Here is a 15,286-nt window from a genome sequence, read left to right as displayed (position 1 = left end):
CCGGCGGGCTGGTGGCCATGCCCGCGGCGCCGCCCGCCGACAGCGGCACGGGCGCGGCGACGCTCGCCGTACTGCTGATCGGCCCCGCGGGCGCCGGGAAGACGACCGTGGCCAGGCACTGGGCCCAGAGCCGCCGGGTGCCCACCGCGCACATCAGCCTCGACGACGTACGCGAATGGGTCTGCTCCGGCTTCGCCGACCCGCAGAGCGGCTGGAACGACCACTCGGAGGCGCAGTACCGGCTGGCCCGCCGCACCTGCGGCTTCGCGGCGCGCAACTTCCTGGCCAACGGCATCTCCTGCATCCTCGACGACGCGGTCTTCCCCGACCGGCCCGTGGTGGGCCTCGGCGGCTGGAAGCGGCACGTGGGCCCAGGACTGCTCCCCGTGGTCCTCCTGCCGGGCCTGGAGGTCGTCCTGGAGCGCAATGCCGAGCGCAGCGGCAACCGCCGCCTCTCCGACGAGGAGGTGGCCGGGATCCACGGCAGGATGGCCGGCTGGTACGGCTCGGGGCTGCCGATCATCGACAACTCGAAGTACGACGTGGAGACCACGGCCCGGGTGCTCGACGACGTACTCGCCCGCTCCATAGCCAGCCCGCCGACCTGGTGACCGTGGCGATCGCCTGACCGGCGGGGATCGCCGGACACGGTCGGACGCGCTGAACCGGCCGGTCAGCGCCCCCGCTCATACGCTCGGGGCATGTCTGAGGTGTATGCGGTACGCCGAGCGCGGCTGCGCGAGCGATGCGCCGCCGCGGGCAGCACGGCCGCGCTCGTCTCCCGGCCGGCCAACGTCCGCTACCTGACCGGCGGGGCGCCTGAGGGCGCCGTACTGCTGCTCGGCCCTGACGAGGACACGCTCGTGTGCCCGCGTATGCCCCCCGGCGACCAGCCGGAGCGGCGCCCCGACGAACACCTGCGGCTCACCGTGCTGCCCACCTCGGCCGGGGACCCGGCGGTCGCCGCCGCGGGTGTGCTGGCCTCCGCTCCCGCCCGGTCCCACGGCGGCGGGTCGCTCGCCGTCGAGGAGCACCACCTCACCGTCGCCCGGCACCGCGCGATCGGCTCCGTGGTGCCCCGGCTGCACCTCGCCGACCTCGGGGGCGCCGTCGAGCAGCAGCGCGTCGTCAAGGACGAGGAGGAGATCGCCTGCCTGCGGATCGCCGCCGAGATCGCCGACCAGGCGCTCGGCGAACTGCTGGAGTCGATCCTCGTCGGCCGCACGGAACGGCACCTGGCGCTGGAGCTGGAGCGGCGGCTCGTCGACCACGGCGCGGAAGGACCGGCGTTCGCGACCTCCGTCGCCACCGGTCCCAACTCGGGCCGTACCGGACACCGGCCCTCCGACCGCCGGGTCGAGGAAGGCGATTTCCTCTCCGTCAGCCTCGGTGCCGACTACCGCGGCTACCGGTGTCTGATCGGCCGTACCTTCGTGATCGGAACCAGTCCCGCCGACTGGCAGGTGGACCTCTACGACCTGGTCTTCGCGGCACAACGGGCAGGTCGGGAGGCTCTTGTGCCGAGCATCGTCTACCGCGACGTGGACCGTGCGGCCCGTCAGCCGCTGGTCGCCGCGGGGCACGCCGAGGGGCTCCCGTCCCGCATCGGGCACGGTGTCGGACTCGAAATCGACGAGGACCCGCAGTTGACGCCCGCGGCCATGGGTAAACTGGACGCTTGTGTGCCGGTCACCGTCGGACCGGGGGTCCACCTTCCGGGCCGGGGCGGTGTCCGGATCGATGACACGCTCGTCGTCCGCCCCGAGGCGGACGGCGGACCCGAGCTACTCACCATCACGACCAAGGAGCTGCTCGCGCTCTAGCGGCGCGCACTCCTGGGTCGTCCGCCAGCTTTCAGTCCAGGAGATTCCGCAACCGTGGCTTCCACGAACGACCTCAAGAACGGCCTGGTGCTCAAGCTCGACGGGGGCCAGCTCTGGTCCGTCGTCGAGTTCCAGCACGTCAAGCCCGGCAAGGGCCCGGCCTTCGTGCGTACCAAGCTGAAGAACGTGCTCTCAGGCAAGGTCGTCGACAAGACCTTCAACGCCGGTGTGAAGGTCGAAACGGCCACCGTTGACCGCCGTGACATGCAGTTCTCGTACATGGACGGCGAGTACTACGTCTTCATGGACATGCAGACGTACGACCAGCTCATGGTCGACCGCAAGGCGGTCGGCGACGCCGCGAACTACCTCATCGAGGGCTTCACGGCCAGCGTCGCCCAGCACGAGGGCGAGGTGCTCTACGTGGAGCTGCCGGCCGCCGTCGAGCTGGTCATCCAGCACACGGACCCGGGCGTCCAGGGCGACCGCTCCACCGGCGGCACCAAGCCGGCGACGCTGGAGACCGGTTACGAGATCGGTGTCCCGCTCTTCATCTCCACGGGCGAGAAGATCAAGGTCGACACCCGCTCCGGTGATTACCTCGGCCGGGTGAACAGCTAACCGTGGCTGCCCGCAACAAGGCCCGTAAGCGAGCCTTCCAGATCCTCTTCGAGGCCGACCAGCGCGGGGCGTCCGTGCAGACGGTCCTCGCGGACTGGATACGGCACGCCCGGACCGACGACCGCCAGCCGCCGGTCGGCGAGTACACGATGGAGCTGATCGAGGGGTACGCGGTGTACGCGGACCGCATCGACGACCTCATCGCCACCTACGCGGTGGGCTGGACGCTGGACCGGATGCCGGTCGTCGACCGGAACATCGTGCGGCTCGGCGCGTACGAGCTCGTCTGGGTGGACGGGACACCGGACGCCGTGGTGATCGACGAGGCGGTACAGCTCGCCAAAGAGTTCTCCACCGACGACTCACCGTCCTTCGTGAACGGCCTGCTCGGCCGCTTCAAGGACCTCAAGGCGAGTCTGCGCCGCGAGGCCGAGGCCTGATCCACCGCCCGGTCGCCCGGCCCGCACGCAGACGCCTCGGCCCGGACGGGACGCATCACGCGTTCCCGCCCGGGCCGAGGCGTCTGCTGTGCCGTTCCCGTCGGTGCTCCGTGCCGCCTCAGGCCGTTCCGTCGCCAGGAGGTGACGTTTCTGCGACGACGCCGCACGGAGCTCTGCGGCGGCTGAGGGCGGTCAGCCCTCCTCGTGGACCGCGCGGCGCGCGTCGGCGTCCAGCACACCCCAACTGATGAGCTGCTCGGTCAGGACCGAAGGCGACTGGTCGTAGATCACGGCCAGCGTGCGCAGGTCGTCCTGGCGGATCGACAGCACCTTGCCGTTGTAGTCGCCGCGCTGGCTCTGGATGGTGGCCGCGTAGCGCTGCAACGGACCGGCCTTCTCCTGCGGGACATGGGCGAGGCGCTCCAGGTCCAGCACGAGCTTCGGCGGCGGTTCGGCGGCGCCGCCGGGCGTCGTACCGGGAAGGAGTTCCTGCACCGGGACACCGTAGAAATCAGCCAGCTCGGCGAGGCGCTGCACGGTCACGGCACGGTCGCCGCGTTCGTACGAACCGACCACGACGGCCTTCCAGCGGCCCTGAGACTTTTCCTCCACGCCATGGAGCGAGAGGCCCTGCTGGGTGCGGATGGCGCGGAGTTTGCCCCCGAGCTGCTTTGCGTATTCGCTGGACATATAGCTCCCCGGACGAAGTCTGGTAACTCACTGTGAGGTTACGCAGAGTTACTTGGATGCGTCAAGCCGGGGGCTCTCAGGCCCCGTCCCGCAAGGGTTCCGCGGGGGTGCCCGGCGGCCTCCGGACGGCGTCCTGGTAATGTGGGTGGCGCAATTTAGACGTCCTTTAAGATCCGTCCTGTGAGGCGGAGAAGGAGGTCCGTTTCTTATGGACACCGACAGCCCCATCCCCACGGACGACACCACCGGCACCGCGCGGCCCGTTCTCGAGGCCCCCGACATCGCCCGCGTCCTGACCCGCATCGCCCACGAGATCGTCGAACGCGCCAAGGGCGCCGACGACGTGGTGCTCCTCGGCATTCCGACCCGCGGTGTCTTCCTCGCCCGCAGGCTCGCCGACAAACTCGCCGAGATCACCGGCACGGCCATCCCGGTCGGCTCCCTCGACATCACGATGTACCGCGACGACCTGCGCCTGCGGCCCGCCCGCACGCTGGCGCGCACCGACATCCCCGCGGACGGCGTCGACGGACGGCTCGTGGTCCTCGTCGACGACGTGCTCTTCTCCGGACGGACCATCCGCGCCGCCCTCGACGCGCTCGGCGACATCGGCCGTCCCAGAGCGGTCCAGCTCGCCGTACTCGTCGACCGGGGCCACCGCGAACTGCCGATCCGCGCCGACTACGTGGGCAAGAACCTCCCCACGTCGCTGCGCGAGACCGTCAAGGTCCAGCTCACCGAGGAGGACGGCCGCGACACCGTGCTGCTCGGCGTCAAGCAGTCGCCCGCGGCCGGCGAGCAGTAGCGCCGCTCCGTACGCCCCTCCACGGGCCCTTCACGGCCGCTGTACGTACGCCACGCACCGGCGGCATCGAGCGCGCCCGCACGCCTGCACACCACACACCGGAGCACAACACGATGCTGCGCCTCCCCGGGGCAAGCCCCCGCACACCCGGCCACCTCATCTCCGCCGCCGACCTCAGCCGCGACGACGCCGTCCTGATCCTCGACACGGCGGAGGAGATGGCGCGGGTCGCCGACCGGCCCATCAAGAAACTGCCGACCCTGCGCGGCCGGACCGTCGTCAACCTGTTCTTCGAGGACTCGACGCGGACCCGGATCTCCTTCGAGGCCGCGGCCAAGCGCCTGTCGGCCGACGTCATCAACTTCTCGGCCAAGGGCTCGTCCGTCTCCAAGGGCGAATCGCTCAAGGACACCGCGCTGACGCTGGAGGCGATGGGCGCCGACGCCGTGGTCATCCGGCACCCCGCGTCCGGCGCGCCGTACCGCCTCGCCACCTCGGGCTGGATCGACGGCGCCGTCGTCAACGCAGGGGACGGCACCCACGAGCACCCCACCCAGGCGCTACTGGACGCCTTCACGCTGCGCCGCAGGCTCGTCGGCGCCGACACCGGCCTCGGTCAGGATCTCCAAGGGCGGCGGGTCACGATCGTCGGCGACGTCCTGCACAGCAGGGTCGCCCGCTCCAACGTCCTGCTGCTGCACACGCTCGGCGCCCAGGTCACGCTGGTCGCCCCGCCCACCCTGGTGCCGATCGGCGCCGAGCACTGGCCGTGCGAGGTGTCGTACGACCTCGACCGGGTGCTGCCCGACTCCGACGCCGTCATGATGCTGCGGGTGCAGCGCGAGCGGATGAACGCCGCCTTCTTCCCGACCGAGCGCGAGTACGCGCGCCGCTACGGGCTGAACGGCGACCGGATGGCCCGGATGCCCCCGACGTCCGTCGTGATGCACCCGGGCCCGATGAACAGAGGCATGGAGATCACCGCCGAGGTCGCCGACTCCGACCGCTGCACGGCCGTCGAACAGGTCGCCAACGGGGTCTCGATCCGGATGGCCGTGCTCTACCTGCTGCTCGGCGGCAACGAGCCCGCCGTCACCCACGCGCGTACCGAGGAGAACAAGTAACCATGAGCAAGATCCTTATTCGCGGCGCGAGGGTGCTCGGCGGCGAGGTACGGGACATCCTGATCCACGACGGGACCATCGCCGAGGTCGGGGCGTCCGTCGACAACACCGACGCCGCGGACACCACCGTCGTGGAGGCCGGCGGGAAGGTCCTGCTGCCGGGCCTGGTCGACCTGCACACGCATCTGCGCGAGCCGGGCCGCGAGGACTCGGAGACGGTCCTCACGGGCACCAGGGCGGCCGCTGTCGGCGGTTTCACGGCCGTCCACGCCATGGCCAACACTTTCCCCGTCGCCGACACCGCGGGCGTCGTGGAGCAGGTCTGGCGGCTCGGCAGGGAGTCCGGCTACTGCGACGTGCAGCCCGTCGGTGCCGTCACCGTCGGCCTGGAGGGCAAACAGCTCGCCGAGCTGGGCGCCATGTACGACTCGGCGGCCGGCGTGCGCGTCTTCTCCGACGACGGCAAGTGCGTCGACGACGCCGTGATCATGCGCCGCGCGCTGGAGTACGTGAAGGCCTTCGACGGGGTCGTGGCCCAGCACGCCCAGGAGCCCCGGCTCACCGAGGGCGCCCAGATGAACGAGGGCGTCGTCTCCTCCGAGCTGGGCCTCGGCGGCTGGCCCGCCGTCGCCGAGGAGTCGATCATCGCCCGCGACGTGCTGCTCGCCGCACACGTCGGCTCACGCGTCCACATCTGCCACCTCTCGACCGCCGGCTCCGTCGAACTCGTCCGCTGGGCGAAGTCGAAGGGCTGGAACGTCACCGCCGAGGTCACCCCGCACCACCTGCTGCTCACCGACGAGCTCGTACGGTCGTACAACCCCGTCTACAAGGTGAACCCGCCGCTGCGCACCGACGCCGACGTCATGGCGCTGCGCGAGGCGCTCGCCGACGGCACGATCGACTGCGTCGCCACGGACCACGCGCCGCACCCGCACGAGGACAAGGACTGCGAGTGGGCCGCCGCCGCCATGGGCATGGTGGGCCTGGAGACCGCGCTCTCGGTCGTCCAGGAGACGATGGTCGACACCGGACTGCTCGACTGGGCGGGCGTCGCCGACCGGATGTCGTTCCGCCCGGCCCGTATCGGCCGGCTGGAGGGCCACGGCCGGCCCGTCGCCGCCGGTGAGCCCGCCAACCTGACACTCCTCGACCCGGCCTACCGTGGGGTCGTGGACCCCGCGGGCTTCGCCTCGCGCAGCCGCAACAGCCCGTACGCCGGGCGTGAGCTGCCCGGACGCGTCACCCACACCTTCCTGCGGGGCAAGGCGACGGTTTTCGACGGGATTTTGGCGTGACACAAGTGAAGCTCTTCCTCCCCCTGGCCGCCGAGCAGAAGTCTGCCCAGGTCACCGACTGGTCCGGCCGCATCGGCTGGGTCGTCGGTCTGCTGATCTTCATCGCACTCATCTACTGGCTGATGCGCCAGGGCTGGAAGTGGCGCGGCAGCATCCAGTCCGGCCTGCCCGACCTGCTCCCCGTCCCCGAGACCGGCGGAGCGGTACGGCTCAGCATGACCGGCCGCTACCACGGCTCCACGACCGCGGGACACTGGCTCGACAGGATCGTGGCGCACGGTCTCGGTGCCCGCAGCCGGGTCGAGCTGACTCTGACCGACGCGGGCCTGGAGGTCGTACGCCCCGGTGCGAACGACTTCTTCGTCCCGGCGGAGCACCTGCGCGAGGCGCGGCTCGACAAGGGCATCGCAGGCAAGGTCCTCGCCGAGGGCGGGCTGCTGATCATCACCTGGCAGCACGGCGACACGCTGCTCGACTCCGGGTTCCGCTCGGACCGCTCCGCCGAACAGGCAGTCTGGGTGGAGGCGGTCAACGCGCTCCGTCCGGCCGGCACGTCCGACCACGCCGTCAACACCGCCGCCATCGGCACCGCGACCACCACCACCACGCAGAAAGGCGCATCATGACGACCTCCCCCCGGGGAACCGCCCGTGAGAAGGCGTCCCCCGCCATGCTCGTCCTGGAGGACGGCCGTGCTTTCCGCGGCCGCGCCTACGGGGCCGTGGGGGAGACCTTCGGCGAGGCGGTGTTCTCCACCGGCATGTCCGGCTACCAGGAGACCCTCACCGACCCGTCGTACCACCGTCAGATCGTCGTGATGACCGCCCCGCACGTCGGCAACACGGGCATCAACGACGAGGACGCCGAGTCGCGCCGGATCTGGGTCTCCGGCTATGTCGTACGCGACCCGGCGCGCACGCCGTCCAACTGGCGCTCGCGCCGCTCGCTCGACGACGAACTCGTCGCGCAGGGCGTCGTCGGCATCAGCGGGATCGACACCCGCGCGCTCACCCGGCACCTCCGCGAGCGCGGCGCGATGCGCGCCGGCGTCTTCTCCGGGGACGCGCTGAGCGACGAGGCCGCGCTGCTCGCCCGCGTACGGCAGGCCCCCGGGATGGCCGGCGCCGAGCTGTCCTCGGAGGTCACCACCGCCGAGGCGTACGTGGTCCCCGCCATCGGCACCAAGCGCCACACCGTCGCAGCGATCGACCTCGGCATCAAGGGCATGACCCCGCACCGCATGGCCGAACGCGGCATAGAGGTGCACGTCCTGCCCGCCACCGCCACCCTCGACGAGGTGTACGCGGTCGGCCCCGACGGCGTCTTCCTCGCCAACGGGCCCGGTGACCCCGCGACCGCCGACCTCACCGTCGTCAAGGGCGTACTGGAGCGCGGCACCCCGCTCTTCGGGATCTGCTTCGGCAATCAGTTGCTCGGGCGCGCGCTCGGCTTCGGCACGTACAAGCTCAAGTACGGCCACCGCGGCATCAACCAGCCCGTACAGGACCGTACGACCGGCAAGGTCGAGATCACCGCGCACAACCACGGCTTCGCCGTGGACGCGCCGCTCGACGAGGTCACCGAGACGCCCTACGGGCGCGCCGAGGTGTCCCATGTCTGCCTCAACGACAACGTGGTCGAGGGGCTGCGCCTGCTGGACCGGCCGGCCTTCAGCGTCCAGTACCACCCCGAGGCGGCAGCGGGCCCGCACGACGCCGCGTACCTCTTCGACCGCTTCGTCTCCCTCATGGAGGACCAGCGTGCCTAAGCGCACCGATATCCAATCCGTCCTGGTCATCGGTTCAGGACCGATCGTCATCGGCCAGGCCGCTGAATTCGACTACTCCGGCACCCAGGCCTGCCGCGTGCTCAAGGCCGAGGGCCTGCGCGTCATCCTGGTCAACTCCAACCCCGCCACGATCATGACGGACCCGGAGATCGCCGACGCCACCTACGTCGAGCCGATCACCCCCGAGTTCGTCGAGAAGATCATCGCCAAGGAGCGCCCCGACGCGCTGCTGCCCACCCTCGGCGGGCAGACCGCGCTCAACACCGCGATCTCCATGCACGAGCAGGGCGTCCTGACGAAGTACGGCGTCGAGCTGATCGGTGCCAATGTCGAGGCCATCAACAAGGGCGAGGACCGCGAGCTGTTCAAGGGCGTCGTCGCGGCGGTCAAGGAGAAGATCGGCTACGGCGAGTCCGCCCGCTCGGTCATCTGCCACTCGATGGACGACGTGATCGGCGGCGTCGAGACGCTCGGCGGCTACCCCGTCGTCGTACGGCCCTCCTTCACCATGGGCGGCGCCGGGTCCGGCTTCGCCCACGACGAGGACGAGCTGCGCCGTATCGCCGGACAGGGCCTGACCCTGTCGCCGACCACCGAGGTGCTCCTGGAGGAGTCCATCCTCGGCTGGAAGGAGTACGAACTGGAGCTGATGCGCGACCGGAACGACAACGTCGTGGTCGTCTGCTCCATCGAGAACTTCGACCCGATGGGCGTCCACACCGGCGACTCGATCACCGTCGCGCCCGCGATGACGCTGACCGACCGCGAGTACCAGCGGCTGCGCGACATCGGCATCGCGATCATCCGCGAGGTCGGGGTGGACACCGGCGGCTGCAACATCCAGTTCGCCGTCGACCCCGAGGACGGCCGGATCATCGTCATCGAGATGAACCCGCGCGTCTCCCGGTCCTCCGCGCTCGCGTCCAAGGCCACCGGCTTCCCGATCGCGAAGATCGCGGCCAGGCTCGCCGTCGGCTACACGCTGGACGAGATCCCCAACGACATCACCGAGAAGACCCCGGCGTCCTTCGAGCCGACCCTCGACTACGTCGTCGTCAAGGTGCCGCGCTTCGCCTTCGAGAAGTTCCCGGCAGCCGACGCCACCCTCACCACCACGATGAAGTCCGTCGGCGAGGCCATGGCCATCGGCCGCAACTTCACCGAGGCGCTCCAGAAGGCCCTGCGCTCGCTGGAGAAGACCGGCAGTCAGTTCACCTTCACCGGCGAGCCCGGCGCGAAGTCCGAGCTGCTGACGACGGCGGGCGTCCCCACCGACGGGCGTATCAACACCGTCATGCAGGCGATCAGGGCCGGCGCCACCCCCGAGGAGGTCTTCGACGCTACGAAGATCGACCCGTGGTTCGTGGACCAGCTCTTCCTGATCAAGGAGCACGCCGACGAGCTGGCGGGCGCCGATCACCTGGAGCCGGAACTGCTCGCTGATGCAAAGCGGCACGGCTTCTCCGATCAGCAGATCGGCGAGATCAGGGGCCTGCGCGAGGACGTCGTACGCGAGGTCAGGCACGCGCTCGGGGTCCGGCCCGTCTACAAGACGGTCGACACCTGCGCCGCCGAGTTCGCGGCGAAGACACCGTACTTCTACTCCTCCTACGACGAGGAGAGCGAGGTCGCGCCCCGCGAGAAGGCCGCCGTGATCATCCTCGGCTCGGGCCCCAACCGGATCGGCCAGGGCATCGAGTTCGACTACTCCTGCGTCCACGCCTCCTTCGCACTCCACGACGCGGGCTACGAGACCGTGATGGTCAACTGCAACCCCGAGACCGTCTCCACGGACTACGACACCTCCGACCGGCTCTACTTCGAGCCGCTCACCCTGGAGGACGTCCTGGAGATCGTGCACGCCGAGTCCCTCGCCGGACCGATCGCGGGTGTCATCGTGCAGCTCGGCGGGCAGACCCCGCTCGGCCTCGCGCAGGCGCTCAAGGACAACGGCGTACCGGTCGTCGGCACACCCCCCGAGGCGATCCACGCCGCCGAGGACCGGGGCGCCTTCGGCCAGGTGCTCGCCGAAGCGGGCCTGCCCGCGCCCAAGCACGGCACGGCCACCACCTTCGACGGGGCCAAGGCCATCGCCGACGAGATCGGCTACCCGGTCCTCGTACGCCCCTCGTACGTGCTTGGCGGGCGCGGCATGGAGATCGTGTACGACGAGACCAGGCTCGCCTCGTACATCGCCGAATCCACCGAGATCAGCCCGACCAGGCCCGTCCTGGTGGATCGTTTCCTCGACGACGCCATCGAGATCGACGTCGACGCCCTCTACGACGGCGCCGAGCTGTACCTCGGCGGCGTCATGGAGCACATCGAGGAGGCCGGTATCCACTCCGGCGACTCGGCGTGCGCCCTGCCGCCCATCACGCTGGGCGGCTACGACATCAAGCGGCTGCGCACGTCCACGGAGGCGATCGCCAAGGGCGTCGGCGTACGCGGGCTCATCAACATCCAGTTCGCGCTGGCGGGCGACATCCTGTACGTCCTGGAGGCCAACCCGCGCGCGTCCCGTACGGTCCCGTTCACGTCCAAGGCGACCGCCGTACCGCTCGCCAAGGCGGCGGCCCGTATCTCGCTCGGCGCCACCGTCGCCGAACTGCGCGCCGAGGGCATGCTGCCGAGGAACGGCGACGGCGGCACGCTCCCCATGGACGCGCCGATCTCCGTCAAGGAGGCCGTACTGCCGTGGTCGCGCTTCCGCGACATACACGGACGCGGGGTGGACACCGTCCTCGGCCCCGAGATGCGCTCGACCGGCGAGGTCATGGGCATCGACTCGGTGTTCGGAACGGCGTACGCCAAGTCGCAGGCCGCCGCCTACGGTCCGCTGCCCACCAAGGGGCGCGCCTTCATCTCCGTCGCCAACCGCGACAAGCGCTCCATGATCTTCCCGGCGCGCGAGCTGGTCGCCCACGGGTTCGAACTGCTCGCCACCTCGGGAACGGCCGAGGTGCTGCGGCGCAACGGCATCAGCGCCACCGTCGTACGCAAACAGTTCGAGGGCGTGGGGCCGAACGGCGAGCGGACCGTCGTCCAGCTCATCCACGACGGCGACGTCGACCTCATCGTCAACACGCCGTACGGCACCGGCGGCCGTCTTGACGGCTACGAGATCCGTACGGCGGCGGTGGCGCGCGGCGTCCCGTGCCTCACGACGGTCCAGGCGCTCGCCGCCGCGGTCCAGGGCATCGACGCGCTGAACCAGGGCGGAGTGGGCGTGCGGTCCCTCCAGGAACACGCGCGGCACCTGATCGCGTCGCGCGAGGAGTAGCGGGTCGGGAGAGGGGGGCACCGGGAGCCGGTGTCCCCCTCTTTCATGAGGCTTTTCGTGAGGCTTTTACGAGATTCGCCAGGTTCATGACTTTTTGAGGAAAGAAACCGGCATGTACAGCATCTTCTTCCATCTGGTCTTCCGGCGCATGGATCCCGAGCGCGCCCACCACCTGGCCTTCCGCTGGATCCGGCTCGTGGCCCGCGTCCCCGTCCTGCGTACGTTCGCGGCCGCCGCCCTCGCGCCGCGCTTCCCCGAGCTGCGAACCGAGGCGCTGGGGCTGCGGATGCACGGCCCCTTCGGGCTCGCCGCCGGCTTCGACAAGAACGCCGTCGCCATCGACGGCATGGCGATGCTCGGCTTCGGCCACATCGAGATCGGTACGGTCACCGCGCAGCCGCAGCCGGGCAACCCGCCGAAGCGGCTCTTCCGGCTCGTCGCCGACCGCGCCCTGATCAACCGGATGGGGTTCAACAACGACGGCTCGGCCGCCGTCGCGCGGCGCCTCGGGGCGCGCCGCGCGGTCTTCCGTACGACCGTCGGCGTCAACATCGGTAAGACGAAGCTCACTCCGGAGGATGAGGCGATCGAGGACTACGTCCTGTCGGCCGAGCGCCTCGCCGGCCACGCCGACTACCTCGTCGTCAACGTCAGCTCGCCCAACACCCCCGGCCTGCGCGACCTCCAGGCCGCGGACCGGCTGCGCCCGCTGCTGACGGCCGTACGGGAGGCGGCTGACCGGACCGTCACGCACCGCCGGGTCCCCCTTCTGGTGAAGATCGCGCCCGACCTGGCCGACGACGACGTCGACGCGGTCGCCGATCTCGCGGTGGACCTCGGCCTGGACGGCATCATCGCCACCAACACGACCATCGCGCGGGACGGACTCGGCCTGAGGTCGGACCCCGCGCTCACCGGTGAGACCGGCGGGCTGTCCGGCGCACCTCTGAAGGCACGCTCGCTGGAGGTCCTGCGGCGCCTGTACGCGCGCGTGGGCGACCGGATCACCCTGGTCGGCGTCGGCGGCGTCGAGGACGCGGAGGACGCCTGGCAGCGCATCCTTGCCGGGGCGACCCTGGTGCAGGGCTACAGCGCCTTCATCTACGAGGGCCCCTTCTGGATGCGCGCCATGCACAAGGGGCTCGCCGCGCGCCTGCGCACGAGTCCGTACGCGACCCTCGCCGAAGCGATCGGCGCCGACATCCGGAAGGTGAGCGCATGAGTTCCAGCAGCCCTACCAGCCCTACCAGCCCTGCCAGCCACACCGGCCCCACCTCGGACCGGAGCGGTTCCACGGGCCGCACGGTCCCACCGGAGCCCTTCGGGGTCCGGCTGCGGCACGCCATGGACACCAGGGGCCCGCTCTGCGTCGGCATCGACCCGCACGCCTCGCTGCTCCAGGCGTGGGGCCTGACGGACGACGTGGCGGGCCTGGAGCGCTTCACCCGTACGACGGTGGAGGCGCTGGCGGGGCGGGTCGCCGTACTCAAGCCGCAGTCGGCGTTCTTCGAGCGCTTCGGCTCGCGCGGGGTCGCCGTCCTGGAGAAGGCCGTCCAGGAGGCGCGGGCGGCCGGTGCGCTCGTGCTGATGGACGCCAAGCGCGGCGACATCGGTTCCACGATGGGCGCGTACGCGGCGACGTACCTCGACAAGGACTCACCGCTGTTCTCGGACGCGGTCACGCTCTCGCCGTACCTCGGCTTCGGTTCGCTCAGGCCCGCCCTCGACGCGGCGGCCGTGTCCGGCGCCGGCGTCTTCGTCCTCGCCCTGACCTCCAACCCGGAGGGCGCGGAGGTCCAGCGCGCCACCGCGGCCGACGGACGTTCGCTCGCACAGGTGATGCTCGACCACATCGCGGCGGAGAACACCGGCGCCACCTCGCTCGGCTCCGTGGGGGCCGTCGTCGGGGCGACGCTCGGCGACGCGCGCGCCGATCTCGCCGTCAACGGCCCGCTCCTCGCGCCCGGCATCGGCGCGCAGGGCGCGACCCCCGCGGATCTGCCCGGCGTGTTCGGGGCGGCCGTCGGCAATGTGGTCCCGAGCGTCAGCCGCGGCGTGCTGCGTCACGGTCCCGACGTCAGGGCGCTCCGGGAGGCCGCGGAGCTCTTCGCCGACGAGGTTCGGGCGGCCGTCGGAGGTGCTCGGGAAACGCGATGAAGGCGTTCCGAGGCCAAAAGCTGAGTAATTTGTCCCAAATATGCCGTCCGATCGATGCTGACCAGGACTTTTCGTCTGTTCTCGCTGACTCGGGCGGACTTGCCCGCTAGTCTCCGTCGAGAGCGAACGTGCAGAGCGTTGCCGTTGCTCCCCTGGTGTGGGGCGACTAGGTTCCTCACCGGTCCGTATCCGACAGTTCGACATCCGAGGTGACGTAGGCGTGGCTCTTCCGCCCCTTACCCCTGAACAGCGCGCAGCCGCGCTCGAAAAGGCCGCCGCGGCTCGCCGGGAGCGGGCCGAGGTCAAGAATCGACTGAAGCACTCCGGCGCTTCGCTCCATGACGTCATCAAGCAGGGACAGGAGAACGACGTCATCGGAAAGATGAAGGTCTCCGCCCTCCTTGAGTCGCTGCCCGGCGTGGGCAAGGTCCGCGCCAAGCAGATCATGGAGCGTCTCGGTATCTCCGAGAGCCGACGTGTGCGTGGTCTTGGCTCCAACCAGATCGCCTCCTTGGAGCGCGAGTTCGGCGGTAGCCCCGCCTGACGTTCCCGGGCACTCCCGGGAAGCTGGATAATCGCTGCATGGCAGCAGAGGTACGTCCGCGGCTGACCGTGCTCTCCGGCCCCTCCGGGGTCGGTAAGAGCACGGTCGTCGCCCATATGCGCAAGGTCCACCCCGAGGTATGGCTCTCGGTGTCGGCCACCACCAGAAGGCCACGCCCCGGCGAGCGCCACGGCGTCCAGTACTTCTTCGTCAGTGACGAGGAGTTCGACAAGCTGGTCGCCAACGGTGAGCTGCTGGAGTGGGCGGAGTTCGCGGGCAACAAGTACGGCACACCGCGCCGTGCGGTGCTCGACCGTCTGGAGAAGGGCGAGCCCGTACTGCTGGAGATCGACCTCCAGGGTGCCCGGCAGGTCAGGGAGTCGATGCCGGATTCACGGCTCGTCTTCCTGGCGCCGCCGAGCTGGGACGAGCTCGTGCGCCGACTCACGGGCCGGGGCACCGAGTCGCCCGAGGTGATCGAGCGCAGACTTCAGGCGGCGACGGTGGAGCTGGCGGCCGAATCGGAGTTCGACACGACCCTGGTCAACACCTCCGTCGAGGACGTCGCACGCGAGCTGCTAGCCTTGATGGCAGTTGCCTGATTTTTGTGTGCTTTTTTCGGTGCCCGCCTCGCGGGCCCGAAAGCTCGGACCCGGGTCGCGGTGCGTGACCCCGGCGTTCGACAGTTCCCAGATTTTCCTGAATTATCTTC

General features: G+C 70.2%; 15 protein-coding genes. 14 read left to right on the top strand and 1 reads right to left on the bottom strand.

Annotated elements, in window-relative coordinates:
* From QR77_RS05235 to nusB, 4 genes are all read left to right on the top strand, one after another.
* The coding region (locus QR77_RS05235; RefSeq protein WP_236710544.1) for an AAA family ATPase at window positions 1-611 on the top strand (611 nt) is incomplete at its 5' end.
* Window positions 612-701: 90 nt separating this feature from the next.
* On the top strand, window positions 702-1,823 hold the full coding sequence (locus QR77_RS05230) for an aminopeptidase P family protein (protein WP_040019928.1): 1,122 nt from the start codon (window positions 702-704) through the stop codon (window positions 1,821-1,823).
* A gap of 54 nt (window positions 1,824-1,877) precedes the next feature.
* Entirely contained in the window at window positions 1,878-2,444 is a 567-nt protein-coding gene (gene efp / locus QR77_RS05225) for an elongation factor P (RefSeq protein ID WP_040019926.1), read from the top strand.
* A 2-nt stretch (window positions 2,445-2,446) separates the two neighbouring features.
* Entirely contained in the window at window positions 2,447-2,884 is a 438-nt protein-coding gene (gene nusB, locus QR77_RS05220) for a transcription antitermination factor NusB (protein WP_040019925.1), read from the top strand.
* Between the two features lie 192 nt (window positions 2,885-3,076).
* On the opposite strand, the gene bldD is transcribed toward nusB, so the two are convergent.
* Window positions 3,077-3,574, bottom strand: coding sequence for a transcriptional regulator BldD (bldD, locus tag QR77_RS05215; RefSeq protein ID WP_040019924.1), 498 nt, complete (start codon window positions 3,572-3,574; stop codon window positions 3,077-3,079).
* A 208-nt stretch (window positions 3,575-3,782) separates the two neighbouring features.
* On the opposite strand from bldD, the gene pyrR reads away from it, so the two are divergent.
* The 10 genes from pyrR to gmk all read left to right on the top strand — a co-directional run bounded on the left by pyrR (window position 3,783) and on the right by gmk (window position 15,176).
* Window positions 3,783-4,379 (top strand): bifunctional pyr operon transcriptional regulator/uracil phosphoribosyltransferase PyrR, encoded by a 597-nt coding sequence (gene pyrR / locus QR77_RS05210; protein ID WP_040019923.1) that lies wholly within the window; start codon window positions 3,783-3,785, stop codon window positions 4,377-4,379.
* A gap of 113 nt (window positions 4,380-4,492) precedes the next feature.
* Window positions 4,493-5,503 (top strand): aspartate carbamoyltransferase catalytic subunit, encoded by a 1,011-nt coding sequence (locus tag QR77_RS05205; protein ID WP_052488555.1) that lies wholly within the window; start codon window positions 4,493-4,495, stop codon window positions 5,501-5,503.
* 2 nt (window positions 5,504-5,505) lie between these two features.
* Entirely contained in the window at window positions 5,506-6,801 is a 1,296-nt protein-coding gene (locus QR77_RS05200; protein ID WP_040019922.1) for a dihydroorotase, read from the top strand.
* Complete coding sequence (locus tag QR77_RS05195; protein ID WP_052488554.1) at window positions 6,798-7,427, top strand: hypothetical protein; 630 nt, start codon at window positions 6,798-6,800, stop codon at window positions 7,425-7,427. Before QR77_RS05200 ends, QR77_RS05195 begins: the two co-directional genes overlap by 4 nt.
* Window positions 7,424-8,569, top strand: coding sequence for a glutamine-hydrolyzing carbamoyl-phosphate synthase small subunit (gene carA, locus QR77_RS05190; RefSeq protein ID WP_040019921.1), 1,146 nt, complete (start codon window positions 7,424-7,426; stop codon window positions 8,567-8,569). Before QR77_RS05195 ends, carA begins: the two co-directional genes overlap by 4 nt.
* Entirely contained in the window at window positions 8,562-11,873 is a 3,312-nt protein-coding gene (gene carB / locus QR77_RS05185; RefSeq protein ID WP_040019920.1) for a carbamoyl-phosphate synthase large subunit, read from the top strand. Before carA ends, carB begins: the two co-directional genes overlap by 8 nt.
* A gap of 112 nt (window positions 11,874-11,985) precedes the next feature.
* Window positions 11,986-13,095, top strand: coding sequence for a quinone-dependent dihydroorotate dehydrogenase (locus tag QR77_RS05180; RefSeq protein WP_040019919.1), 1,110 nt, complete (start codon window positions 11,986-11,988; stop codon window positions 13,093-13,095).
* Window positions 13,092-14,030: an orotidine-5'-phosphate decarboxylase gene (gene pyrF / locus QR77_RS05175; RefSeq protein WP_269084309.1), complete on the top strand. Its 939-nt coding sequence runs from the start codon at window positions 13,092-13,094 to the stop codon at window positions 14,028-14,030. The genes QR77_RS05180 and pyrF overlap by 4 nt, the downstream gene beginning before the upstream one ends.
* A gap of 220 nt (window positions 14,031-14,250) precedes the next feature.
* Window positions 14,251-14,574, top strand: coding sequence for an integration host factor (locus QR77_RS05170; protein ID WP_040019917.1), 324 nt, complete (start codon window positions 14,251-14,253; stop codon window positions 14,572-14,574).
* A gap of 38 nt (window positions 14,575-14,612) precedes the next feature.
* Window positions 14,613-15,176 (top strand): guanylate kinase, encoded by a 564-nt coding sequence (gene gmk, locus QR77_RS05165; protein ID WP_040019914.1) that lies wholly within the window; start codon window positions 14,613-14,615, stop codon window positions 15,174-15,176.
* The last annotated feature ends 110 nt before the right edge of the window (window positions 15,177-15,286 follow it).

The sequence above is a fragment of the Streptomyces sp. 150FB genome, assembly GCF_000818195.1.
Classification (GTDB): Bacteria; Actinomycetota; Actinomycetes; order Streptomycetales; family Streptomycetaceae; genus Streptomyces.
The sequence above is the reverse complement of the archived record's forward strand: the minus strand, read 5'-3'. Positions and strand labels throughout refer to the sequence as shown.